Annotated in this window: 27 protein-coding genes, 1 tRNA gene and 1 pseudogene; 25 read left to right on the top strand and 4 right to left on the bottom strand. The window is 32.8% G+C overall.

Annotated elements, in window-relative coordinates; translation table 11 throughout:
- Positions 1–12 precede the first annotated feature (12 nt).
- The 16 genes from BOW55_RS10290 (at position 13) to BOW55_RS10215 (ending at position 9311) form a co-directional block, all read left to right on the top strand.
- A complete protein-coding gene (locus BOW55_RS10290) occupies positions 13–450 on the top strand; it encodes a GNAT family N-acetyltransferase (protein ID WP_129024057.1) in 438 nt (145 codons plus the stop codon).
- A gap of 19 nt (positions 451–469) precedes the next feature.
- Entirely contained in the window at positions 470–859 is a 390-nt protein-coding gene (locus BOW55_RS10285; protein WP_129024056.1) for a DUF1801 domain-containing protein, read from the top strand.
- Between the two features lie 107 nt (positions 860–966).
- On the top strand, positions 967–1542 hold the full coding sequence (locus BOW55_RS10280; protein WP_129024055.1) for a hypothetical protein: 576 nt from the start codon (positions 967–969) through the stop codon (positions 1540–1542).
- Positions 1539–2024 (top strand): hypothetical protein, encoded by a 486-nt coding sequence (locus BOW55_RS10275; protein WP_129024054.1) that lies wholly within the window; start codon positions 1539–1541, stop codon positions 2022–2024. The genes BOW55_RS10280 and BOW55_RS10275 overlap by 4 nt, the downstream gene beginning before the upstream one ends.
- A gap of 167 nt (positions 2025–2191) precedes the next feature.
- Positions 2192–2677 (top strand): SRPBCC domain-containing protein, encoded by a 486-nt coding sequence (locus BOW55_RS10270; protein ID WP_129024053.1) that lies wholly within the window; start codon positions 2192–2194, stop codon positions 2675–2677.
- 33 nt (positions 2678–2710) lie between these two features.
- Positions 2711–3124, top strand: a complete 414-nt coding sequence (locus BOW55_RS10265) for a hypothetical protein (protein ID WP_129024052.1) — start codon at positions 2711–2713, stop codon at positions 3122–3124.
- 12 nt (positions 3125–3136) lie between these two features.
- Complete coding sequence (locus BOW55_RS10260; protein ID WP_089053231.1) at positions 3137–3352, top strand: ArsR family transcriptional regulator; 216 nt, start codon at positions 3137–3139, stop codon at positions 3350–3352.
- Between the two features lie 79 nt (positions 3353–3431).
- The gene (locus BOW55_RS10255; RefSeq protein WP_089053230.1) at positions 3432–3800 is read left to right on the top strand and encodes a polyketide cyclase; all 369 of its coding nucleotides are present in this window, start codon (positions 3432–3434) and stop codon (positions 3798–3800) included.
- A gap of 70 nt (positions 3801–3870) precedes the next feature.
- Positions 3871–4290, top strand: a complete 420-nt coding sequence (locus tag BOW55_RS10250) for a DUF1801 domain-containing protein (RefSeq protein ID WP_129024051.1) — start codon at positions 3871–3873, stop codon at positions 4288–4290.
- 294 nt (positions 4291–4584) lie between these two features.
- On the top strand, positions 4585–5688 hold the full coding sequence (locus tag BOW55_RS10245) for an MBL fold metallo-hydrolase (RefSeq protein ID WP_129024050.1): 1104 nt from the start codon (positions 4585–4587) through the stop codon (positions 5686–5688).
- A gap of 22 nt (positions 5689–5710) precedes the next feature.
- On the top strand, positions 5711–6238 hold the full coding sequence (locus BOW55_RS10240; RefSeq protein WP_129024049.1) for a GNAT family N-acetyltransferase: 528 nt from the start codon (positions 5711–5713) through the stop codon (positions 6236–6238).
- A gap of 44 nt (positions 6239–6282) precedes the next feature.
- Positions 6283–6807 carry a GNAT family N-acetyltransferase gene (locus BOW55_RS10235; RefSeq protein WP_129024048.1) on the top strand — a complete coding sequence of 175 codons (525 nt, stop codon included), beginning with the start codon at positions 6283–6285 and terminating at the stop codon, positions 6805–6807.
- A gap of 67 nt (positions 6808–6874) precedes the next feature.
- Positions 6875–7456 (top strand): TIGR00730 family Rossman fold protein, encoded by a 582-nt coding sequence (locus tag BOW55_RS10230; RefSeq protein WP_129024047.1) that lies wholly within the window; start codon positions 6875–6877, stop codon positions 7454–7456.
- A gap of 90 nt (positions 7457–7546) precedes the next feature.
- Positions 7547–8014, top strand: coding sequence for an SRPBCC family protein (locus BOW55_RS10225; protein WP_129024046.1), 468 nt, complete (start codon positions 7547–7549; stop codon positions 8012–8014).
- A gap of 241 nt (positions 8015–8255) precedes the next feature.
- The gene (locus BOW55_RS10220) at positions 8256–8624 is read left to right on the top strand and encodes an iron chaperone (RefSeq protein WP_129024045.1); all 369 of its coding nucleotides are present in this window, start codon (positions 8256–8258) and stop codon (positions 8622–8624) included.
- A 6-nt stretch (positions 8625–8630) separates the two neighbouring features.
- Positions 8631–9311: a 2'-5' RNA ligase family protein gene (locus BOW55_RS10215; protein WP_129024044.1), complete on the top strand. Its 681-nt coding sequence runs from the start codon at positions 8631–8633 to the stop codon at positions 9309–9311.
- Between the two features lie 9 nt (positions 9312–9320).
- Here the strand turns inward: BOW55_RS10215 and BOW55_RS10210 are convergent, their stop codons facing one another.
- Together BOW55_RS10210 and BOW55_RS10205 are read right to left on the bottom strand one after the other, a co-directional pair.
- Positions 9321–10061: a DUF2625 domain-containing protein gene (locus BOW55_RS10210; RefSeq protein ID WP_206733604.1), complete on the bottom strand. Its 741-nt coding sequence runs from the start codon at positions 10059–10061 to the stop codon at positions 9321–9323.
- Positions 10062–10089: 28 nt separating this feature from the next.
- Positions 10090–12236: pseudogene (locus tag BOW55_RS10205) on the bottom strand (cation:proton antiporter).
- A 322-nt stretch (positions 12237–12558) separates the two neighbouring features.
- On the opposite strand from BOW55_RS10205, the gene BOW55_RS10200 reads away from it, so the two are divergent.
- The 9 genes from BOW55_RS10200 to BOW55_RS10160 all read left to right on the top strand — a co-directional run bounded on the left by BOW55_RS10200 (position 12559) and on the right by BOW55_RS10160 (position 24848).
- Complete coding sequence (locus BOW55_RS10200; RefSeq protein ID WP_129024042.1) at positions 12559–13986, top strand: L-serine ammonia-lyase; 1428 nt, start codon at positions 12559–12561, stop codon at positions 13984–13986.
- A gap of 179 nt (positions 13987–14165) precedes the next feature.
- Positions 14166–15359, top strand: a complete 1194-nt coding sequence (locus BOW55_RS10195; RefSeq protein ID WP_129024041.1) for an SH3 domain-containing protein — start codon at positions 14166–14168, stop codon at positions 15357–15359.
- A gap of 50 nt (positions 15360–15409) precedes the next feature.
- Positions 15410–16228, top strand: a complete 819-nt coding sequence (gene panB / locus BOW55_RS10190; RefSeq protein WP_089053217.1) for a 3-methyl-2-oxobutanoate hydroxymethyltransferase — start codon at positions 15410–15412, stop codon at positions 16226–16228.
- Between the two features lie 96 nt (positions 16229–16324).
- Positions 16325–16675 (top strand): four helix bundle protein, encoded by a 351-nt coding sequence (locus tag BOW55_RS10185; RefSeq protein ID WP_129024040.1) that lies wholly within the window; start codon positions 16325–16327, stop codon positions 16673–16675.
- Between the two features lie 91 nt (positions 16676–16766).
- The gene (locus BOW55_RS10180) at positions 16767–17456 is read left to right on the top strand and encodes an RluA family pseudouridine synthase (protein WP_129024039.1); all 690 of its coding nucleotides are present in this window, start codon (positions 16767–16769) and stop codon (positions 17454–17456) included.
- Positions 17457–17530: 74 nt separating this feature from the next.
- Positions 17531–18859, top strand: coding sequence for an aldehyde dehydrogenase (locus BOW55_RS10175; RefSeq protein WP_129024038.1), 1329 nt, complete (start codon positions 17531–17533; stop codon positions 18857–18859).
- A 111-nt stretch (positions 18860–18970) separates the two neighbouring features.
- Complete coding sequence (locus BOW55_RS10170) at positions 18971–19765, top strand: hypothetical protein (RefSeq protein WP_129024037.1); 795 nt, start codon at positions 18971–18973, stop codon at positions 19763–19765.
- 90 nt (positions 19766–19855) lie between these two features.
- Positions 19856–23908 (top strand): PAS domain S-box protein, encoded by a 4053-nt coding sequence (locus tag BOW55_RS10165; RefSeq protein WP_129024036.1) that lies wholly within the window; start codon positions 19856–19858, stop codon positions 23906–23908.
- A gap of 88 nt (positions 23909–23996) precedes the next feature.
- Positions 23997–24848, top strand: coding sequence for a neutral zinc metallopeptidase (locus BOW55_RS10160; RefSeq protein ID WP_089053211.1), 852 nt, complete (start codon positions 23997–23999; stop codon positions 24846–24848).
- Between the two features lie 318 nt (positions 24849–25166).
- Here the strand turns inward: BOW55_RS10160 and BOW55_RS10155 are convergent.
- Positions 25167–25240: transfer RNA gene (locus tag BOW55_RS10155), tRNA-His, on the bottom strand.
- A 77-nt stretch (positions 25241–25317) separates the two neighbouring features.
- A complete protein-coding gene (gene bshB1 / locus BOW55_RS10150) occupies positions 25318–26034 on the bottom strand; it encodes a bacillithiol biosynthesis deacetylase BshB1 (protein ID WP_129024035.1) in 717 nt (238 codons plus the stop codon).
- Positions 26035–26142 lie beyond the last annotated feature (108 nt).

The following is a 26142-nucleotide window of genomic DNA, read 5'->3' as shown; positions in this document are numbered from 1 at the left end:
ATTTATAATTCAATGAAAATAATAGAGGTTAGAAATAAAGATTATAAAGCATTAAGAATTCTATTTTTAGAAGAAAGAAAAAGAACTTTTACATGGCTCAATTCTTCTGAATTTCAATTAGATGATTTCGAAAAACATACACAAGGCGAATTAATTTTAACGGCTCTGCAGGAAGATATTCCCATTGGTTTTATTTCAATCTGGACGCCTACTAATTTTGTACATCATTTATACATTCATCATAAATATCAAAATAAAGGTATCGCCACTGAACTATTAAAAGCCGCAGTCTCCAAAACTAATTTTCCACTCGCTTTAAAGTGTTTAGAAAATAATCTAAAAGCCGTTGACTTTTATAAAAGAAAAGGCTTCATCGAAAAACGAAAAGGACAATCTGAAAATGGAACTTATATTTTATTTGAGTTAAATAAATCATTAACCGTAAACTAAAAGCTGCCAACCAAAAATCATGAAACAAGAAATTCAATCCTACAATGATTCTCAAAACATCGAAGACAAAGAGATAAGCAATCTTTTATATGCAGAAATTAGTGCATTCCTAATTGAAGCTGAAAACAAAATCTGGCATCGGCATCCCGTTTGGTTTTTAGATGGAAATCCAATTGTAGGTTATAGCAAACTAAAAGACTCTGTTAGACTTTTATTTTGGAGCGGACAATCATTTGAGGAATCTGGTTTGCAAAAGGAAGGAAATTTTAAAGCCGCCGAAGCACGATATACAGATGTTAAACAAATCAATCTTGATGATTTAAGACGATGGCTCGAAAAATCAAAAAACATTCAATGGGATTATAAAAATATAGTAAAACGCAAAGGACTTTTAATTCGTATAAAATAAAACAATGAACTCTTTTCTTCAACAAAAAAAACATTTGTAAGAAATTCAACCTTTTTTCAATTAAAATCTATTACTTTTAGAACCCAAAAAAACATTTTATTAGAATAATGGCAGTAAAGAAAAGCGTCCTAGAGCAAAAATCGAATAAAGAATTAGAAGAATATATTAAACTAGATACTACGTTTGTCCCTCAGGCAACAAAAATAGCTTATGAAATTCTTAAAACAAGAGGTAAAGATTTTTCAGTTGACGAAATGAATTCTATTAATTTATTAATCAATAAGCCTGATGAAAAGAAAAAAGATTTACCTATACATTCAAATCATATAAAAGCCTCGAATTTTATTTATTATTCAGCTGGATTAGGAGTTTTAAATTTGTTTTTATCTAGTGAACTTCTAAAAGATAAAGCTGCAATGATAAGTGGTATTGGCGCTCTATTCTTTATCTTACTATTAGGCTTTCTAATTAGAAAAGGCTACACTCAAATTAAATATGGACTATTGTTTTTATCTATAATTGGTTTATTTGGTTTTATTCCTCAATTAATTTATAATCTTCAATATTTTCCAATAAATGGAATCATTAATCTGTGCCAATTTATTCTTCAAATTTTGGCTTTAGTGCTTTTATTTATGATTCCTAAAGATTTTCTAGGTCAACAAAATAACACCTCTTTATGAACCTAAAAAAAATAAAAGTCTATCATCTATTTTGGATCGTTGCGCTGCTCATTTTAATTATCGGATTCATTCAGAACAACGATGATCCAACGGCTAATCTAGATATCAATATTCACGATACTTATTACGTAGTACGTAATTTTGACAGTACTATCTTTTTATTTATTTGCTATTTCATAATGGGATTTGGCTATTGGCTTGTTCAAAAAGTATTCAAAAAACAACTTGTAAAATCTTTAACTATACTTCATTCTCTGATTTTTATTGGCAGTTTTGTAATTTATTGGATTGTTTTACTTTATAGTAAGATGTTTCTGCAAAAACCCCAATACCCTTCATTCTTGAGTGATTATCAATTAATAAACTTAACTTTAGTTCTGGAATTATTAATAATTACTTCTGTCGGTTTACCCATATACATTATCAATTTATTAATTGGGCTTATTAGAAAAAAGCAAACAGAAATACTTTCAAAAATCTAAAACACCAAAATCCAAAATCTAAAATCATAAATCTAAAATCATAAATCTAAAATCATAAATCTAAACCTTCTCTGTCTGAAACACCCCTTAAAAATGTCTTTTAAGCACCCTAACATATTGATTTTTAAACAATAACTTTGATGTTCAACTATTAAAAATTAATAATTATGAGTGCAGCAGATTTTACCACAACAATAGCAGTCGATCAATCTCCAGAAGAAGTTTTTAACGCTGTTACCAATGTTCGTAATTGGTGGTCGCAGGAAATTGAAGGAAATACAGCGCAATTAAATGATGAATTTGATTATCATTTTGAAGATATTCATCGCTGCAAAGTAAAATTAATTGAAGTTATTCCAAATCAAAAAGTAGTTTGGCTGATTGAGAAAAACTACTTTAAATTCACGGAAGACAAAACAGAATGGACAAACACAAAACCTACTTTTGAAATTTCAGAAAAAAATGGAAAAACAGAACTTCGTTTTACTCATTTTGGATTAATTCCAGAATACGAATGCTTTGAAATCTGTCAAGATGCTTGGACAAATTATATACAAAACAGCTTAAAAAAATTAATCACAACAGGCAAAGGCGAACCCAATGCAGCTGGAAAACCACAAACCGAAAACGAAAAGAAACTATCATCTAAATAAATTTCATAAATTCGTGATACAAAACCAGAATCTATGAATCCTATTTTAAGAAATATACTTGCCGTTATTGTCGGCCTTTTTGTTGGAAGTGTTGTTAATATGAGTATTATTTTAGTCAGCGGTTCTATAATTCCGCCGCCAAATGGAGCAGACAATACAACAATGGAAGGTTTGCAAGCCACCATGCATTTATTTGAACCCAAACATTTTCTATTTCCTTTCCTGGCGCACGCTCTCGGAACGTTTGCCGGCGCATTAACAACAGCCCTAATTGCTGCAAATCATAAAACAAAATTAGCCTTAGTTATAGGAGGTTTCTTTTTATTAGGAGGAATTGTAAGCGTTTGTTCTTTACCGTCTCCAATATGGTTTACAATTGTCGATTTAGTTTTTGCTTATATCCCAATGACATACTTGGCATTAAAGTTAGTTGCGAAGAAATCCTAAATTTGGAAAAAAATGGATGAGAAATCAACTCAAACAAAACCCGCCAAAATGTGCTACGAACATATTGGCGGAAAACTTGGTCAGCTGCTTGCCGTAACTTTTGCAGAAAAAGGCTGGATTGCAAAAAAGAATCCAGCTGATAAACATTTCTATATTACAGATTTGGGCTTAACAGAATTTACGAAACTAGACATCGATCTCAGCCAGATAAAACCTGAAAAATTATAGTCCATTCTCTAAATTCCGTTTCTATTTTCTTTAAATCCTTCTAAATTTCATAACTTAGTTAGCTGTTAATCACAATATCATGACTAGGAAAGAAATTGCGCAAAATTTTTTAAAACTTGCGGCTGGCGGTCACTCACACGAAGCATTTCGGCTTTATGTGGGCAAAAAATTTAAACATCACAATGCTTATTTCAAAGGTGATGCCGACACTTTAATGCTGGCAATGGAAGAATCGGCAAGGACAAACCCTAACAAAATTTTTAAAATTCATCATATTTTAGAAGACGAAAAGTTAGTTGCAGTACATTCGCATTTAAAACAAACCCCAATAGATATAGGTTTCGCTGTAGTTCATATTTTAAAATTCAAAGCCGATAAAATTATAGAATTATGGGATTTAGGACAATCAATTCCCACAGAAACTATTAACGAAAACGGAATGTTTTAACTCGCTTACAGTCCCAGTTTTAAGTAAATCACTAAACTGATACTGAAAATAGAATTCAAAAAAAAATACAATGGCAAAAAATAAAACTACAGAAACTCAAAGCAGCGTTACTGATTTTATAAATACGGTTGAAGACGAGGCGAAAAGAAATGATGCTTTTGAGCTTATTAAAATAATGCAGCAAATAACTGGTTTTGAACCTAAAATGTGGGGACCAAGTATTATAGGTTTCGGGTCGTATCATTATAAATATGCCAGCGGACATGAAGGTGACGCTCCTTTGGCCGCTTTTTCTCCAAGAAAATCAGCGACCACAGTTTACTTTTTCTTATCCGAAAATACCGAAAAGGAACTTGTAAAACTAGGAAAACATAAATCATCAAAAGCGTGTATTTACATCAAAAAATTGACTGATATTGACCTCGAAATCTTAAAAAATGTAATACTGCTTTCGATCAAAGAAGTTCAAAATTTATATCCAACAAAATAAAAAAATGAATTCCGTTTTACCCGAAAATAGCTCACAGCATCTCAATGATCGTTTTGCATTTGAGAGTATCGTTTTTGTATTTATTATTATAACTTTTGTTTATTGTTTTTATAGACGGAAAAAAATATACCAGCATCTCAAGGAATCCAAAGATTATAATGGTTTTCCAAATATCAGACTTTATTCCAGTTTATTGTTCGTATTTATTATTGCCATAACCTTAGTTTTTAACTACATAATGAAGCTGCTATTATAAATATATCCATAACCAACAAACACCCCAATTCTTAAAAAATGGTAACATTCCTAATTTTACTTTTTGTACTAGTGCTTATAGCCTATAATTTTTTACGGCATCCAAAATTTGGAAAAAAACCATCGGGCGAAAGACTGGCTTTAATTCAGAAATCTCCACAATATAAAAATGGAAAATTCGAAAACCAAAACTTTACGCCGGATCTAGCCGAAGGAGCAAATTACTTTTCGGTTTCTTATGAATTCTTCTTCAAAAAAGTAGAGAGAAAAATCCCTGCCGATTTAATCCCTTCTATTAAGACTAATTTGCACGAAATTCCACTTCATCAAGATGTATTAGCTTGGTTTGGACATTCCTCCTATTTTATTCAATTAGAAGGAAAACGTTTTTTAATAGATCCTGTTTTCAGCGGAAACGCCTCTCCTATTTCGGGCACAACAAAGGCTTTTAAAGGAACAGATGTTTATACTGTTGACGATTTACCAGAAATTGATTATTTATTGATTACACACGATCATTACGATCATTTAGATTACGAAACGATTCTAAAACTAAAAGCAAAAACAAGAAAAGTAATCACAGCACTTGGTGTAGGTTCACATTTTGAATTTTGGGGATTTCAGAAAGAAAATATCATTGAGAAAGACTGGTATGAAAAAATAGAACTTGATGAGAATATAATACTTCACACCACCCCATCCAGACATTTTTCTGGTCGAAGTTTTACGCGCTGCAACACGCTTTGGACTTCTTTTGTTCTTGAAACCAAAGACTTCAAAATATATCTGGGCGGCGACAGCGGTTACGATTCTCATTTTGCCGAAATTGGTCAAAAATTTGGGCCTTTTGACATTGCTTTAATAGACAACGGTCAATACAATAAAAACTGGAAATACATTCATAATATGCCCGAAGATGTTATAAAAGCAATGCACGATTTAAAAGCAAAAAGAGTTTTTCCTGTTCATTCTTCGAAATTTGCATTGGCTCTTCACGCTTGGGACGAGCCTTTAAAAAAAGTAACCGAATTGAATCGTTTACATGAAAAACCACTTCCATTAATTACACCTTTAATTGGAGAAATAGTGGAATTGAAAAACGAAAACCAAGAATTTAAACAATGGTGGAACGGAATAAATTAAATTAGTATTACTGCAAAAAAACATGAATACCTCAAACTATATAATTCGAAACGCTCTTCCTTTAGAATTTGAAAAAATAGGACAACTATTAATTCAGGTTTATTCACAACTAGAAGGTTTTCCGAAAGAAAATGAACAGCCCAATTATTATAAAATGCTGGCAAATATCGGCGATTTTACAAAACATCCAGAAACGGAACTTCTCGTGGCTGTTGATGAAAAAGGTATAATTCTAGGAGCTGTCGTTTACTTTAATGATATGCAATATTACGGTTCTGGCGGAATTGCAACTCAAGAACAAAACTCGGCAGGATTTCGTTTATTAGGCGTTGACAATAAGGCACGCGGAAAAGGAATAGGAAAATTATTGACACAGGAATGCATAAAAAAAGCAGCCGAAAACAAACGAAATCAACTTATAATCCATTCTACTTTAGCCATGAAAACGGCTTGGAAAATGTATGAAAACATTGGTTTTAAAAGATCTGAAGATCTAGATTTTATGCAGGGAGAATTGGCTGTATTTGGCTTTAGATTACCTGTTTCATAAAAACCAATCCGACTTACTTAATTTGCTGCAAAAAAACACTAAAAATGACAACATCAAATTTCAATTTACAACCCGATTTCTTAGAAAATGAGACTATAAAATTGATTCCGCTAGAGGAAAATCATTTTGAAGCATTATTTCAAGCCGCATCTGACCCGCTGATTTGGGAACAGAATCCTGTAAAAAACCGACATGAAAGAGAAGGTTTTAAAACTTTTTTTGAAATCATAAGTACAAAAAATCCGTTCTTAATTCTAGACAAAAAAACCAATGAAATAATGGGAACCACAAGTTTCTATGATTTCAATCCCGAAAAATCCAATGTTGGAATTGGCTACATTTTTATTACAAGAAAATACTGGGGCGGTCCTTACAATAGTTCAATTAAAAAATTATTGATAGATTATGCTTTTCAGCACGTCGATTCAATTCTTTTTCACGTTGGAGCAGAAAATTTCCGCTCTCAAAAAGCCGTTTTAAAACTCGGGGCAGAAAAAATAAATGACATCATATTTACTATTAATGGTATCGAAGTACCGTATTTTGAATATGAATTGAAGAAAAAGTAAATTACAAAATGGTAGTCTTTCATTTTGCTTCTTGCATCTTTTAAGACTCACATCAAAAAAAATATAAATGAAAAGAATAACTGTTTTCTGCGCTTCAAGTTTTGGCACCGAAAAAATTTACGAAGAACAAGCAATTGCTTTAGGAAAAACTTTAGCCGAACAAAATATAGAATTAGTTTACGGCGGCGCAAATGTAGGTTTAATGGGCGCTGTTGCAGATGGAGCTTTAAACGCAGGAGGAAAAGTAATTGGCGTGCTCCCTAATTTTTTAAGATCTAAAGAAATTGCTCATTTAGGTTTAACCGAACTAATTTTGGTAGAAAGCATGCACGAGCGTAAAACAAAAATGAATGATCTGTGTGATGGAGTAATTGCACTTCCCGGCGGTTTTGGAACTCTAGAAGAATTGTTCGAAATGCTGACTTGGGCACAATTAGGACTGCATAAAAAGCCAATTGCTATTTTAAATGTAAATGGTTTTTATGATGCGCTGATAGCATTACTGCAGACAATGACAGAAAAAGGATTACTGAAAGAAGTCAACCAAAAAATGCTTTTGGTAAGTGATACTATTGATGATTTGCTTTATCAAATGAAAAATTATGTCGCTCCAACGGTAGGAAAATGGATTGACAAAAAAGAACTATGAGTTAGATATTTAGAGTTACAAGTAAAAAATTAAAGTTACATTTACGAATCAATCCTGCTTCTAACAAACAACATATAACTTCGATAAAAAATGATAACAGAAAACAACAAATTTGCAAAAGCCGAAATGCTGATTCGAAAACCTGTTTCAGAAGTTTTTAAAGCTTTTATTGATCCTCAAATAACAAGTAAATTTTGGTTTACAAAAGGATCTGCCAAATTAGAAGAAAATACCGAAACGGAATGGACATGGGAAATGTATGATTTTTCGCTTTTGGTAAAAACTCTTATTTTGGAAGAAAACAAAAAAATCGTTGTTGAATGGGGAAATACTGGCGAAACAACTTTAGTCGAATGGATTTTTACGCCATTAAACGAAAATGAGACTTTTGTAAGTATTACAAATTCAGGTTTTGAAGGAGATGCTGATAAAATAATAGATCAAGTTCGCAATTCAACCGAAGGCTTTACTTTGGTTTTAGCAGGAGCAAAAGCGTATTTGGAGCATAATTTACAATTGAATTTAGTTTTAGATCGTTTTCCAAAGGGATTAGCGTAAAACTTTATTTTTACCGCAAAGCACGCTAAGATTTTTTTGAGAGCCGAAAAAAAATAACGCCCAGTTATGTCATTTCGACGAAGGAGAAATCACACTCGAAACTCGACAACGATTGGAGAATATTTGGAACGGAATTTCTTGTGTGATTTCTCCTTTCAGTCGAAATGACATAAAATGAGAAAATATTAGCGCACTTTGCGAGATCAAAAAGAAAACAACTTTAAATTAATTTTTACTCCAAATGGAAACAAAAAAACCAGAAAATATCGACGAATATATTGGCGCATTTCCAAATGATGTTCAAGAAATTTTAGAGAAAGTTCGAATGACAATTCAGAAAGCAGCACCAGATGCCAAAGAAAAAATCAGTTATTCTATGCCTGCTTTTGAACAAAATGGAATCGTAGTTTATTTTGCTGCATATAAAAATCATATCGGTTTGTATGCATTACCAAGCGGTCACGAAGCTTTTGCCGAGGAACTTTCAAAATACAAATCAGGAAAAGGTTCTGTTCAATTTCCTTTAAAAGAAAAAATGCCCTATGACTTGATTACTAAAATTGTAAAATTTAGAGTAAAAGAAAACCTTGAAAAAGCGAAAAAGAAATAAGTCTAAATGAATTTAACGGAACATTATAATCAACTTTATAAAAGCGCTTCTGAAGCTATTTTAAACAAAAAATATAATTTAGATTCTTATATTAATGATAGTTCAGATTCTAGATTTGGAATTACACTTCTTACTCGTCCAAATGAAAAAGTTAATACCGAAATTCAGCAGTTTTTAGACAAATTAAAAGCAGTTGAACCCTCTCAGTATTATTATCCAAACTCGGACATTCATATTACCGTACTCTCTATTATTTCATGTTACCAAGGTTTTAGCTTAGATAAAATTGCTGTTGAAGAATATGTAAAAACGATTCAAAAAAGTTTAATAGATCTGGGCGAAATCACGATCGAATTTCGAGGTGTTACAGCCTCAAATTCAGCAATAATGATTCAAGGTTTCCCCACAGATGAATCTTTGAATAACTTACGAAATAAACTTCGAGAAAACTTCAAAAATTTAGCTTTAGAACAAAGCATAGACAGCCGATATTCCATTTCTACAGCGCATTCAACAGTAATGCGTTTTACAGAAAAACTTGTAAATCCCGAGAAACTAATTGAAATTACAGAAGAGTTTCGCGATTACGATTTTGGATCTTTTATAGTGAAAAAAATAGAACTAGTCTTTAACGATTGGTATCAAAGAGAAAAAAACACAATTCATTTGAAAAACTTTGACGTATAACGTTTTAAACTACTGAAAACCCAGCTGCTTTCTCAATTCTAAATTTAAGCTGTATTGTTCTTGAATTGGAATAATTTTTCGTGTGCTTGTATTAATATCGCTTCCTTCAGCCGTCCAAAGAAAAGGATAAAAATTAAAGACCTCGTCGCCTTTTAGTTTCGATACCTCGTCACGCCATCCATTCCATCTGTTTCCTTCATAGAACTTATCCAAATCATTATTAAAACAAAAACCTAGAAACTCAGAATAAGTAATATCAAGCGGTTCATATTCTAAATTATCAGGCGAAAAATAATAAATCTTCCCTAAATCATTTCCTAGTCCGCCGCCATTCAATACATAAAAGCCACCAATTGCATCATCCGCAATTAATAAAAAAGAAGGTGTTTCGCCAAATTCATTAAACGATTTTCCTTTATTCCAATCAGGTAAAGTTCTATTAAATCTTGAATTTCCAGAACCCAAAATTCGAATCCAGCCATTGTCGACTAAAATACCGCCGGTCATAAAAACAACCGCTCCCATAGTCGAACGAGTTGTTACTTGGGTTTTATACAAAACTTCTTTAGCTTTTACCACATCAACAGGTAAAACCTCAACCTTATTTTTTGCCGTTTTAATCCAATCTTCAACAACCGGCCAGCCCGGATCAGCTTTATCTATAAGTTCTTCTGCTTTTTTCATTTTGTTCTGTGCACTTACCGTGTAAGTAAAACATATCATTATAATTAATAGAAAATTTCGTATCATCTATGCGATTTATAACTTTAAAAATTGCCTAACCTTTCTTCAAAATACTTCCCAAACCACGTCCAATCTGCTCAATAGCTTCTAAACTTTTGGTTAACGGCGTTGCGGTAAAATCTTCGTAAGCGTCCATAGAACTCTCTTTTCGATCATCTTGCGGATAAACTAAAATAATGTTATTGTCTCCGAAGAATTTTTCGATTTTTTGAGGAATTCTCTCAAAAATAGATTGATAAGACACAGACCCCTTTCTAGACAAATTAAAAACAATTAAATCATTTGGTTTTATTTCATCTGAAATCGCTTCAAAATTATCCCAATCTAAAATACTTTTAAAGCCGAATTTCGCATTTAGTTTCAAACTATTGGCAATCTGCTGAATAGTTTGATGCGTTTTATATTCTGCATAAATTACAATCGGAATACTTAGTTCTTGCGATAATCTTGAAATTTTCTGCAGTAAAAGCTGAAAACCTACGCCTCTTTCAGAAAATGGCGGACAAATAAATACCAGTCTTTTATCTTCTATAAATGTTTTTTGAAAACGGCAGATGAATAAACTTTTATCAACATTATTAATAATCGAATCTACGTTTTCACCAAAAATTTTATCTAAAAATCCTGTTTTTCTCGGCCAGCCCACAATCACAATATCCGACATGATTTCTTTAGAAGTTCTTGCAATACCACTTGCAGGATTATGATCAATTCTGGCAATTGTATTAATCTTAACTTCAGAAGCTGAACCTTGAATTACGAATTTATCGACTGCTTTTCGGTACTTTAAAATATTCTTTTCGGCTTGATCATTATTAGGTACAATGGTTAAAAGCGTAACCGGATTAGCCGATTTTTTGTCTTTTATTAAAAGTGCAAAATCTAATAAACTCGCTGTCGCCGAAGTTTTAGCGAGCGGAATCAAAATATGTTCGTCTAATATTTGATCTTTATCTGCATCTTCTGTAGAAACTTCTTCTTCGCAAATAGCGATTTTTTTTGCTGCTTTTTCAGTTGCAAATGAAGCCACAATACAAGTAATCAGAATCAGAATAATAGTTCCGTTCAAAATATTCTCATCAAGAATTTTAGCTTTAAAACCCACTAAAATCACGGCTAGAGTTGCCGCAGCATGCGCACTGCTTAATCCAAAAATAAGCTGCCTTTCAGTCTTAGTATATTTAAAAACAACTTGAGTAAAAAAGGCGGCAATCCATTTTCCAAAAATAGCCACAACACTCAAAGTTGCTGCAACAATTAAAGCCGTTGGTCCGCTTAAAATCACACTTATATCAACAAGCATTCCCACAGAAATCAAGAAAAACGGAATAAATAATGAGTTTCCAATAAACTCAATTCTATTCATTAAAGCTGACGAATGCGGAATTAAAGGATTTAATGCCAGTCCCGCAACGAAAGCACCAATAATAGGCTCTACTCCAGCTACTTCTGCCAAAAAAGCGGCAAAGAAAACTACTGACAGCACAAAAATATAATGCGCGTGTTTTTCGCTTTCTAATTTTTTGAAAAACCATTTTGCAATTCTCGGAATCACTAAAAACATAATGGCCGAAAAAATGGCAAGTGAAACACCGAGTTTTATCCAGAAAGCCTGATTTAAACTTCCTTGTGCGCTTCCCATAATTACCGCAAGAATAATCAAAACGGCTGTATCTGTTAAAATTGTTCCTCCTACTGTTATGGCAACCGCTTGATTTTTTGCAATACCCAGCTTACTTACAATAGGATACGCAACCAAAGTGTGCGTTGCAAACATGCTCGCTGTTAAAAAACTCGCATTAAAATCATATTTTAAAAGATAAAAACAAACGGGGAAACCAACAGAAAGCGGCAGAATAAAAGTAAAAAAACCAAATAATAAACTCTTATTACGATTGGCTTTGAACTCGTTCATATCCAATTCTAAACCCGCAATAAACATAATGTATAAAAGTCCTATGGTCGAAAATAAATCAATTGCGGAATTCTTGGCAAGTATATTAAGTCCGTGCGGCCCAATGATTACTCCAGAAATGATAAGACCTATAATCCCTGGAATATTTATTTTTTTAGTAAAATGGGAGACAACAAGATAATAAAAAGTATTAACGAAAAAATTAATACTGGGTTGCTTAACGGTAATTCGAATTCTTGTAAAAAATGCTTGAAAAATTCTATCATAGTGTAATTTTAATCTTCATTGTGGTATTTTAATTTTCTCTCAAAATGGTGTCTTAAATTAGAATATTTTTTATCTGAAGATATAATTAATTTTGTTTTAGCGAAAGTCAAAACACATTGTTTTTGCACTTGCATCTATTACAAAAATACCTAAAAAAAATTACTAAACTCTTTACTAAAGCCTTATATTAACTAATTAAATTTAGTTCCTTGTCAAATTATTAAAATTTAATATCTTTTTTAACAAAATCGCAAGATTTCTAATTGAAAGTAAAACTTCATTGCATTATTCAATTATCTTTGTCATAACAAAAATTGAACAATGGAAGAATGTATCTCTGTTTTTGATATGCTTAAAATTGGTGTCGGCCCTTCGAGCTCACACACTTTGGGGCCTTGGAGAGCCGCCGAACGCTTCTTAGAAGAGTTAAAAAATGAATCGCTTTTAGATCAAGTTACTCGAGTAAAAGTCGATTTGTATGGATCACTTTCTTTAACCGGTAAAGGACACGCCACTGATTTATCAGTAATGCTGGGCTTAAGCGGTCAAGATCCTGAATATATTCCAGTAGAAAACATTGCTGGAATTATAAAAAACATTGAAGATACAAACGAGATCATTCTCGCAGATCAATATAAAGTTCCTTTTTATTTTCTTCAAGATATTGTTTTCAATAAAGAGTTTCTTCCTTTTCATGCAAATGGACTGAAATTTACTGCTTACAAAGCGGATGACTCTGAATACGAATCTACATTTTACTCTATTGGCGGCGGTTTTGTTGTAAAAGAAGAGCGCGAAAATGCCAAAATTAAAGAGGTAATAAAATGTGCCTTTCCGTTTCCAATACAAAATGCCGTTGAGCTTCTAAACTATACCGTTACGGAGCAAAAATCAATTTCGGAAATTGTTCATGAAAACGAAAAATCGATGCGTTCTGAAGATGAAATTCACTCAGAACTTATGCGTATTTGGAATACTATGCTTGAATGTATGTATATAGGCTGTCATACGGGAGGAATTCTTCCTGGCGGATTACATGTGCGCAGAAGAGCTTTTGATATGCATCAAAATCTAATTGGTTTATCCAACTACAACGATCCGCAATCGTGGCTTGAAGAAATAAGAAAAACGGAAGTAAAATTTCGTCAAATCTTAAAATGGGTAAGCTGTTTTGCACTTGCTGTAAATGAGGTAAATGCGTCGTTAGGACGTGTCGTTACAGCTCCAACTAATGGAAGTGCCGGCGTAATTCCAGCTGTTTTGATGTACTATTTAGTAATTGAGAACCATAAAGCCGGCGAAAAAGAAATCAAGCAGTTTTTGATGGTTGCTGGAGAAATTGGAAGTATTTTCAAAAAAGGTTCTACTATTTCTGCTGCAATGGGCGGTTGTCAAGCCGAAATTGGCGTTTCGTCATCAATGGCAGCAGCAGCTTTATGCGAATTAATGGGCGGAACTCCTGCTCAGGTTTTAATGGCTGCTGAAATCGCGATGGAACATCATTTAGGTTTAACTTGTGATCCTATTGGCGGATTAGTTCAAATTCCGTGTATTGAAAGAAATACAATGGGCGCCATAAAAGCTATAAATGCAGCCGAATTAGCACTTGAAACTGATTCTAAAAATGCAAAAGTGCCTTTAGATAAAGTGATTAATACTATGTGGCAGACGGCAAAAGATATGAATTCAAAATACAAAGAAACCTCTGAAGGAGGATTAGCTGTTGCTGTAAATATGGCTGATTGTTAAAACATTGGTTTACAATAGATTAAAATGATTTTTTTTCACGCAGATTTGGCAGATTTTAGCAGATTAAAATAACAAATCTGCTAAGATCTGCCTAAATCATTTTAAATCTGCGTGAAATAAAAAATCGGTCTAAATCTTTTTACCTCAATTGCTATCGGGAATGCCTAAACAACAATTTCATGAAAAAACGTTACTTTTTACTTCTTTTTTGCTCTGTTTTACTGCATTCGCAACAGCGCTATTTTCTAAACTCAGATACTCGACTTTATACGGCAGCTAATACTGATGCTGATTTCTTGGGTTATTTTAAATATGGAGCTGAAGTTCGATTATTATCTGAAAGTAAAAATGGCTGGTATAAAATACAAGCCGATAATTTCAACGAAGGTTATATTCCTGAGAAATTTGTAGCCAAAAGTTTAAACGCTAGAGATGTTAAGATAAAAGATAATGAAAACCCAATTTTAGAAGGCGGCGACGCTTATTATGGCGGTAATCATTTATTTGTTTTAGCTGCAGCTTTAAAAGCGAGAGCTTTACCAGATAAAAACTCCAAGATCAGAGAAATTTTATTTACTGGTGACCCAGTACCTGTAAATTATCTTCCAAAAAATTCAGAAGAATGGGTTAACATCAATGGTAATTTTGATGAAGAATACGCAAAATTCACTTTAAGAAAATTCCTTGGAGCAAGACCAAACTTTGAAACTTTATTAAAAGACTTCGACAAACTTGATGTTAATGCAATAACGGAACGTAAAACAATCAGCGAACGAATTGTTGAATTAGCTTGGAATAGTGAATATGACAAATTAACTCCAGCCTATCAACGCTATTATGAAGTTGTCAAACAGTTAAATGATCCTAAATTAATCGCTGATACCGAATTGAATATGGCACTTGCAAAAGGCTTGACCAAACATAAGCTGCCAGAACAAATTAGTGCATTTGTCAAAAAAGCCGAATTTTCATTGAAAGGAGTCAAAACAAAATCACTTTTCTTAACTCAAAAAGACTTATTAAAAATATTTGGAGAACCAGCAAAAAAAGCGAGCGTAGGTGATGAATGCGGTATTTATTTAAGTGACTTGTTTTATTATTACCCAGACTTACACGCATCTGTAGATGAAAAACAGAATCAAGCCGAAATTGTTAAGGTTTTTATCAATGAAAACAACAAGTTAATCTTAAATTCAGGTTCAGTTTTGGACAATACCATGTCCGAAAAAGCTTTCATTGAAAAATATGGGACTTATATCGAAGCTTCATTAAAATGGCCTCATATCTATTCTATATTAATGGAAGACAGTCAAATTAGAATAGAATTTAAAGACGGAAAACTATACAGCATCGAAATATTCTTTTATTGCTGATTCTCAATTTACAATTATTCAATACTTTTACATCATCAAAAAAAAATAAAATGTCAGTAGCAAAAAAAGATTATAAAAGAATCACAACAAAGTCATTAATAGAAATGAAAAGCAACGGAGAAAAAATCTCTATGCTTACTGCTTATGATTATACAATGGCTAAAATTGTTGATACCGCAGGAGTCGATGTGATTTTGGTGGGTGATTCTGCATCAAATGTTATGGCAGGTCACGAAACGACTTTGCCAATTACTTTAGACCAAATGATCTATCATGCTTCGTCTGTAGTTCGTGCTGTCGAAAGAGCTTTGGTTGTAGTAGATTTACCTTTTGGAAGCTACCAATCTGACCCAAAAGAAGCTTTACGCTCTTCTATCAGAATTATGAAAGAAAGCGGCGGACATGCAGTAAAACTTGAAGGCGGAAAAGAAATTAAAGAATCAATTAAAAAAATACTAAACGCAGGTATTCCAGTTATGGGACATTTGGGTTTAACTCCTCAGTCAATTTATAAATTTGGAACTTACAGCGTTCGTGCTAAAGAAGATGCTGAAGCAGAAAAATTAATTGAAGATGCTAAAATGCTGGAGAGAATTGGTTGTTTTGGAGTTGTTCTGGAGAAAATCCCTGCCGATCTAGCTAAAAAAGTAGCTGAAAGTATTTCAATTCCAGTTATAGGAATTGGTGCCGGAGGAGGCGTTGACGGACAAGTTTTAGTTATTCATGATATGTTAGGAATGAACAACGAATTTAGCCCGCGTTTTTTACGTCGTTACTTAAATTTATACGAAGAAATGACAACAGCTATTGGTCAATATGCAGCCGATGTTAAGTCTAGTGATTTCCCAAATTCTAATGAACAATATTAAGTCTAGACTATCTTAGACTTCTTAGATTCTAGACTTCTTAGATTTTTTTATTCTTTTAAAAATCTAAGAAGTCTAGAAATATATAAATCAAAAATTATGCATCAATTCAAAGAACTTTTGATTTGGAAAAAAAGTAGATTATTTTGTTCTAAAATATATTCAATAACATCAACTTTTCCTAATGATGAAAAGTTCGGAATAATTAATCAATTAAGAAGGGCTGCTGTATCCATTCCTTCAAATATAGCTGAAGGTTCTTCGAGAAATTCGAATAAAGATTTTGCTAGATTTTTAGAAATTGCTATTGGATCTGCTTATGAAGTTGAAACTCAACTTTTGATTTCATCTGATTTAGGTTTTCTAAATGAAGAAAACACAACAGAACTAATTAGTATGTTAGAAGAAATCACTAAAATGACTTCTAGATTTAGAGCAACTTTATTGTAAAAAAAACTAAAATTTAAGAAGTCCAAGTCAATCTAAAGTCTAATAAATCTAAGTCAGTCTAAAAATCTAAGCAGTCTAAGCCAGTCTAATTATGAAAATTATTTCAGACAAAAACAATCTCCAAGTTCTTCATGAAGACAATCACATTATTGTGGTTAATAAACGCGTAGGCGATATTGTTCAAGGTGATAAAACGGGAGATAAACCATTATCTGATATTGTAAAGGAATACATAAAAGCCAAATACAATAAACCCGGCGATGTTTTTTTGGGTGTGATTCATCGACTAGATCGTCCTACAACTGGTATTGTTGTTTTTGCGAGAACCAGTAAAGCATTGTCACGAATGAATGAATTGTTCAGTAATCGTGAAACTCAAAAAACGTATTGGGCAGTTGTAAAGAATAAACCTCAAGAAGCATCTGCTAAATTGGTACATTATTTAAAACGAAACGAAAAAAACAATACATCAAAAGCGCATTTAAAAGAAGTTCCAGACAGCAAACTAGCTAGTTTAGATTATAAAATAATCAAAGAACTTCAAAATTATACGGCGCTGGAAATTAATCTTCATACAGGACGTCATCATCAAATTCGTGCGCAATTAGCAGCAATTGGATCTCCCATAAAAGGAGATTTGAAATACGGTTTTGACCGAAGTAATCCTGACGGCGGCATTCATCTTCATGCCAGAAAATTAGTTTTTGTTCATCCTGTATCCAAAGAAAACATAACTATCATAGCGCCAACACCTGATGAAACGGTTTGGAATGCCATTTGATTTTTATGATATAATTGTTAATTTTTTAAATTTTATCGATTAACTTGCATAGACAAAAACAAGCTGATCATAAAATGGACTATAAAAACGACATCGGGTACAGAAAAGAAACGCTCAAAAAGTTATTGTATAACATTCAAAAAAGCGAAGATTTAATTGTACAAGCTTTGTACGATGACTTTAAAAAGCCTGAATTTGAAGCTGTCCTGACGGAGACAAATTATGTTATTTCAGAATTAAAAGATACGATCAAAAATATTAATGCTTGGGCAGAACCAAAACGAGTTTTTCCTTCTCTGCTTAATTTTCCTTCTACAGATTACATTTACAAAGAACCTTACGGAAATGTACTGGTTATTGCTCCTTGGAATTATCCATTTCAATTAGCTTTATGTCCGCTTATTGCTGCCGTTGCAGCAGGAAACAGAGTGGTTTTAAAACCCTCAGAACTTACTCCCCATACTTCTGCAATAATTGCAAAACTTATTGAAAAGACTTTCCATATTAATCATGTCGAAGTTTTTGAGGGCGGCGTTGAAGTTTCTAATAAATTACTAGCAAAACGCTGGGATTATATTTTCTTTACGGGCAGTGTTACGGTTGGAAAAGTAATTGCCAAAGCTGCTGCCGAAAATCTTACTCCCGTAACTCTTGAACTAGGCGGAAAAAACCCTTGTATTATTGATGAAACTGCTAATCTAAAACTTGCAGCAAAGCGAATTGTCTGGGGAAAATTTATTAATGCGGGACAAACTTGCATTGCACCAGATTATATTTTGATTCAAAAAAATATGAAAGTAAACTTTGTTACTTTCTTAATGGAAGAAATCATAAAAGCTTACGGTAAAAAAATGGACAAATCTCCGGATTTTGCACGTATAATTAATACAAAAAACTGGGTGCGTTTAGATCAGATGATTGAACGTGATAAAGTCATTTTTGGAGGTGAAACTAATGCCGACAAACTTTACATATCTCCTACCCTAATTGAAGAGCCAAGTTTAGACAGTCCAGTAATGAGCGAAGAAATTTTTGGCCCAATTTTACCAATTCTTGTTTATGAAACTGAAGACGACATTCATAACGTAATAAGTCGTTACGAAAAACCTCTTGCTTTTTATGTTTTTAGCGACGATAAATCGTTTGCAAAAAAAATGATCACAAGCTATTCTTTTGGAGGCGGATGTATCAACGACAGTGTAATTCATTTTTCGAACAAAAGACTTCCTTTTGGCGGTGTCGGGCACAGCGGTATCGGGGCTTATCATGGTCAAAGGAGCTTTGATACTTTCTCTCATCATAAAGCAATTGTAAAAAAAGCAAACTGGCTTGATTTACCTATGCGCTACGCTCCTTACAAAGACAAATTAGCTTCAATAAAAAGGGTATTAAGCTGGATTTAAGAGGCAAAAACAATTCTGGGTTTTTTAGACGAAATTGATTAAATATACTATATTTACCATTGACTATTATGGTACCAAACACAAACTATATTTAACAATTTTACTCTTAAAATGAAAGCTACACTTGACCAAATTGAAGACATCAAAAAAAATGGCTATTCAATAGATTTTTCAACTATTTTCAACTATGCCCTTGAAAATTTCAAAAAAATTGCATTGTATTCCGGGCTAATAATTCTAGTATTTTCAGTCGTAGTAGTAATTGTAATTATGGGATTAGCTGTAACTTTTTACGGCGTTAAAAGCCTGTCTGAGAATTTCTTAGAAAATTTTCAAATTCAAAACCTAAGCTACATTCAACAAGTAATAACTGCTGTTTCACTTGCTGCCGTTACCGCTGTATTTGCTCCTCTGGGCGCAGGATTCTTAAAAATGGCTGATTGTGCAGATAAAGACGAAGAATTTAATGTTTCTACAATTTTTACTTATTATAGAGCTCCGTACTTTGTTCAATTATTTGCAGTTGCTTTTATTATAGGACTTGTTACTAATGGAATTTCTTACTCTACAGAAAGCTTAGGCTTAGGATATTTAGGAACGGGAGTGTCTTTATTCATCAATTTTTTTACCTTTTTTACAATTCCACTAATCATTTTTGGAAATTTAAAAGCCATAGATGCTATTAAATCAAGTATAATCTTGGTAAGTAAAAACCCTGTTATAATATTCTGCCTATTTATAGTTGGATTTCTTGGCTCATTAGTAGGTCTTGTAGCTTGTTGTGTTGGTGTTATTTTTACAGCTGTTTTCAATACATCGATTACCTATGCGACTTATTTTTCAATTTTCAGCGAAGAAGAAGAGCAAGATTCAATTGATTCTATCGGACAATCAGATTTCGAATAAAAAGCAAAAAATTCAAATAAAAAGAGTTCAAACACATCTTTTTAGAATTTTTTAAAATGTTGTTTACGAAAACTAACTCTCTCAAAATATATGACGGAAAGCTATAGTTTTTTCAATGTATTGATTTCAGGAATTACCGCTTTTGGTAATTCTCTGAAATCAATCATGACAAAATCATACGCTCTGAGCCCCGACATTATTTTTTTCAATAGTCCAAAACTTATTATACTCGGACTTTCATTAGCTGCTTTTTTGGCATTATTAATCTACCAGTTTTTTAAAATTAAAACTAAAATTGGGTATTTTATTGAAAAAACGAAAGAAGCCGAAACAGCTAAAAAAGAATATCAGCTTTACATTTTATTTTTTGGAATTGCGGTTATTGTAATCGAGATCATTAATGAGATTTTCAAAATCCGCCCGAAAAGCTTATTAGTAACAAATGTTTCGATTGGATTCTTTGTCCTGTTCATTTACCTGCTGGTAGATAAAATAAAATGGCTGCGCGACAAAATTCAGAACATATTTATTACTTGTTTTTTTATATACATAAGCTATGTATGTTATAATATTGTTCGTCTCAGCAACGATGTTGTTCCTGTTATTGTTTTTTTAATCTCCTTTTTCTTCTCGTATAATATTTTAAAACCAATAAAAATATATTGGTTTTTTGTAGGTCTCACGTTTATATTTCTTCTTTCGACCGTTTCCTTTCATTTAATCCCGATAAAATCTTCTGTTTTATTAATTAATTTTTGCATTTTAATTTTCATTGTTAATCATGTAAAATATGCCGTTTTATCAAACAATGATGACAACTATCGATTTGCAAATGAAATTGTTCAAAAAGGAAGTTCATTAACAATTGCAACAAACCAGAAAGGTAAAATACTATTTTGCAGCGAAACCATTTATTCTATTTTAGGTTATCAGCCGGAAGAAGTTATTGGTTTAAACTTTTGGCACTTTGCAAAAGAAAACGAGCATAACGAAAAAGAACCAACACTAGATCGGGAAGAAAACAAAACTTATACTTGGAAGCTCAAAAGTAAAAACGGCGAATACAAACACATTCAATGGAAAGATAAAAAATTTACTGAAGATTTAATTATTAGTATCGGACAGGACGTAACAGAACAATTTAATGTACAAGACCAATACAAAAACCTAATTCAGACTGCAAGAGATATTATTTTTGAAATTGATGCCGATGGTAATTTTACATTCATAAATGAATTCGCTTACACACTTCTAGGCTACACAGAAAATGAAATATTAAAACATCATTATTCAAATTTTATTCACGAAAGCTACTCAATAAGCGCTGTAGATTTTTATGAAAATATTGTAATCAACGAAAACAAATTCCCTACGATCGAAATTCCTATTTTAAAGAAAAACGGACAAGAAATATGGATTTCTCAAAACATTATTATCCGTAAAAATGATTTAGGTCAAACAACTGGTTACGCCGGAATTGCAAGAGATATTACCGAAACTAAAAATGCTGAAAACGAGAAAAAAAGACGTCTCGAAAAAATTGAAGCATACAATAACTCCACCAAAAAACTATCAACTGCTGACTTTAGCAAATACCACAATTTAAACACAGTTCTTGACTACATTATTAAAGAAGCATCGATAGTAAGCAAATCAAACAGAGTCAGTTTTTGGAAATATCGAAAAGACCTAATTACTTGCAAAAACTTATTTAGCAGCGACAATCAAAGTCCAAGTGACAAAAATATATTAGATCAGGAATCTTATCCGATCTATTTTGAAACACTAAAAAATAAAGTTGTCATAAACGCTCCAGATGTTTTTAATAAACTAGAAACATCAGAATTTCAAAGACTCTACTTTACAAAAAACAACATAAAATCAATGCTCGACGTTCCTATTTTCTTGAACGGAAAACTGGTTGGTGTAGTTTGTTTTGAAAGCACAGAAGAAAAAAGAGATTGGGACAATGAAGACATTAACTATGCTAAAACCATATCAGATGTAATTTCACTTGCAATTTCATCGCAAATGAGATTAGATGCAGAGCGCAAATTAGAATTTAAAAGTCAGCTGCTTTCAGCACTTTCACTTTGTACAGAGAAATTTTTACTTAGCAAATCTACCGAAGAAATGTTTCAGGAAACTTATGATCTAATAGGAAAAGCCTCAAAAGCAGATCATATGTTTTATTATGAAAAAGACTTTCTGACCAATACTTTTACTCAAAAATACAAGTGGTCAAGAAACGGTGTAGAACATCAAATAACACCATTAAAACAATTAACCGAAGACAATCTAAAAGAAATTCATAAGGCTGTACTTAACAAAAGTATTTTGAAAACGTATACGCGTAAACTCAAAAAAACCTTTTTTAAACAACTTTTGCTTGACAATCAAATAAAATCAATTCTGATTCTGCCCTTGTATATCAATGATGTTTTTACTGGTTTTATAGGCTTTGACGACTGCACTTCTGAACGAAAATGGTCTGAAGAAGAAATTTACATCTTTCAGGTTTTAGCCAATAATATTTCATCGGCACTAGAGCGAAATCAAAATGAGGCTAAAATCCTAGAAAGCGAAGAGAAATTTAAGTTAATTGCCAACAATATTCCTGGAACAGTTTACCTGTCAAAATTTGACGCAATATCAACCAAAATCTTCTTAAACGACGAGATTAAAAACTTAACAGGTTATTCTAAAGCTGAATTTATAGAAAACAACTTATCCTTTTTATCACTTATTCACCACAACGATCGTGAAAAAGTAATTAAAAATCAAATCCACAATCTTCAAAACGGAATTCCGCTTCATAATGTTTACCGAATTAAAAGAAAAACTGGTGAATACATTTGGATCGAAGAATTTGGTGATGTCATAAAAAAAGGAGATGAAATAGAATTCGTAGGCGGTATTTATTTTGACATTACAAACAAAAAAGTGACCGAAGACGCTATAAAAGCAAAACAACTGGCGGAAGCAGCAAACAAATCAAAATCAGATTTTCTTGCTAATATATCACACGAAATCAGAACACCTCTAAATGGTATAATTGGTTTTACGCATTTATTAATGCAGACTGAACTTGAAGGAATTCAGGAAAAATATACCACAACTATTAATCAATCTGCCCATTCCTTATTAGAAATCATAAACGACATACTAGATTTTTCTAAAATTGAAGCTGGAAAACTTGAACTCTTTATCGACTTATACGACATTAAAAAAGTACTGGGACAAGTTTTTGATTTAATTATTTTTGAATCTAATCAGAAGAATCTTCAACTGGAATTAAATATCGATCCAGAAGTTCCTAAATACATCTGGACAGACATTGTCCGTTTAAAACAGATTTTAATTAATCTGCTTTCAAACGCCGTAAAATTTACCAATGAAGGCTCTATCAGACTAAATGTTTCTGTTCTTAAAAAAGCAAAGAACAACAATTACATAATGCGCTTCTCTGTTATAGATACAGGTATTGGAATTCTTGAAAAAAATCAGAAGAAAATATTCAAAGCTTTTTCGCAAGCAGACAGCTCCACAACTAGAAAATTTGGGGGAACCGGACTGGGATTAACAATATCTAATCAGCTATTAGCTTTAATGGACAGCCGACTGCAGCTGGAAAGTAAAATTGGCGAAGGAAGTAATTTTTTCTTCGATTTAAATTTAAAAACCAGAAACCAAAGCGGGACAGAAAAAAATAATACTAAACTCAAAACTTTAAACTCAGAATACGATCAAATTAACAATAATTCAAACAATGAGAAAATTAAATTTTTAATCGTTGAGGACAACAAAGTCAATATGTTGCTGCTAAAAACCATCATTTCAAATTTATACAGCAATTCTATTATTTACGAATGTGAAAATGGTTATGAAGCTGTAAAACAATTTGAAGGCATTAATCCTACACTTGTTTTTATGGACATTCAAATGCCAATTATGAATGGATACGAAACCACCAAAGCCATAAGAAGTACAATAACAGGAGAGCATACGCCAATAATTGCCGTAACTGCAGGCGCCGAAAAAGAAGAACGAAATAAATGCATAACAGCAGGAATGAACGACTATATCTCAAAGCCTATTATGAAAGGTATTGTAGAAGAAATTTTGGCAAAATGGCTGAAATAAAAAAAGTAAATTACCTCCAATAACATGTAATTCCCAAAAAATATATAAATTCGTACAACAAACATAACTTTTTAAAAAACAGCAAAGTATGAAATGGAAAGGAAGCAGAGAAAGTGATAACGTTGAAGACAGAAGATCAATTTCTGGCGGAAAAGTAGCCGTTGGAGGTGGAATTATCGGTATCATTATTTTGTTAGTAAATGTTTTTGGCGGCGAAAATGCCCAGTTTATCACTCCGGTTTTAGAACAAATGCAAGGCGGGCAGCAGACACAAACTGAAGCAGCTGCTCCATTAAGTAAGGAAGATGAAGAAATGGGACATTTTGTTAGATCCGTCTTGGCTAAAACTGAAGATTCCTGGGGTAAAATATTTGCCGAAAATGGCATGACCTATAAAAACCCAAAATTAGTGCTTTTTAAAGGCTCTGTAAATACTGCTTGCGGCGGAGCTTCATCAGCATCGGGACCTTTTTATTGTCCAGGCGATCAAAAAGTATACATGGATTTAGGCTTCTTTGAAGAACTAAAATCTAAATTTGGTGCTGAGGGTGGTGATTTTGCCATTGCGTACGTTATAGCGCATGAAATTGGCCATCACGTACAAACATTACTAGGAACCTCTGAAAAAATGCATCAAGCGCAAGAAGGTAAAAGCCAAGCCGAAGCCAATAAACTTTCGGTAGCCTTAGAACTGCAGGCTGATTTTTATGCTGGAGTATGGGCACATGACAACCAAGAAACGCTGGATGAAGGAGATATTGAAGAAGCCTTGAGCGCAGCTAATGCTGTAGGAGATGATGCAATACAAAGCAAAATGCAAGGTCAGGTAGTTCCTGATTCATTTACACACGGTACATCAGAACAAAGAATGTACTGGTTTAAAAAGGGTTTTAGAACTGGCGATATAAAACAGGGAAATACATTTGACGAAATTCGATAATACACCAACCAAATATAATAACCAACCAAAAAGCATGATGTAATTGTCATGCTTTTTTTTTGTTCAAACCATATAAGTGATATAAGGTCATTTTAGATCAAAGCTGATATTACTAAGGTTAAAAAGCAAAAGCTTAAAAAAAAAGCTAATATTCAAATAGTGCCTGCGGTTTCAACCGCTGGCTATGTTTTCTAATATGACCTATTTGATTTTATTGAAATAGACCCAAAATCTAAAATGAACCTATATCACTTATATGCTTTAAAAAAAATTAAACGCACAAAAAAAGCCTTGAATTTCTTCAAGGCTTTAAATCTGGGTGGCTGACCGGGTTCGAACCGGCGACCCGCGGCACCACAAACCGCTACTCTAACCAGCTGAGCTACAACCACCATTTTTGCTTAGCGAGTGCAAATATAGAACAAAGGTTGAGTTCTACAAAGAAAAAAATGAAAAATTTTTATAAAAATTAAATCAAATCTTCTAAGCTATTGACTGCCAAACACCTTTCAACAGTAAAACCTTCGGCAAAATCTTTACCAACTAAGCGTCCTAAGTCCTGCGCACGATATTTTACACTTTCTAAAAAGTTTTTACTCGTAATTGGTGTCGCAGGTTCATTTGAATTTGGATCATAAAATTGTGTTTTATAAGCCAAAATTGATTCGATCTTCTTTTCTTCAAAGCCTGTAATATCAACTACAAAGTCTGGCTCAATATTTTTCCATTGAATATAATGATAAACCACTTTTGGTCTCCAAGCTTCTTGCGGCTCTCCATCTATAGAAGTTTCTATTTTCACTAATCCTGATAAAAAACAAGCATCAGAAACTAATTTACTGCCTTTTCCATGATCGATATGACGGTCGTCAACAGCATTGCATAAAACAATTTCAGGTTTGTACTTACGAATCATTTTAATGACTTCTAATTGATGTTTTTCATCGTTTACAAAAAAACCATCACGAAGTCCTAAGTTTTCACGAACGACAACTCCTAAAATTTTGGCTGCAGCTTTTGCTTCTTCATCTCTCGTTTCAGCAGTTCCGCGTGTTCCTAATTCGCCGCGCGTTAAATCAACAACACCAACTTTTTTCCCTAGAGAAACTTCTTTTAAAATTGTTCCTGCACAACCCAATTCTACATCGTCAGGATGCGCACCAAAGGCTAATATATCTAATTTCATTTTTTATTCTTGTTTGTTTTTGTTTCAGATTTTACTCTTACTGTCAGGCTGAGCGGAGTCGAAGCCCTTTGCGCCCTTCGACTACGCTCAGGGAGACAGCCATTCATA

The organism is Flavobacterium sp. YO12 (assembly GCF_004119495.1).
In the GTDB taxonomy this organism is placed as follows: domain Bacteria; phylum Bacteroidota; class Bacteroidia; order Flavobacteriales; family Flavobacteriaceae; genus Flavobacterium.
This window is presented reverse-complemented; position numbering and strand designations above follow the sequence as displayed.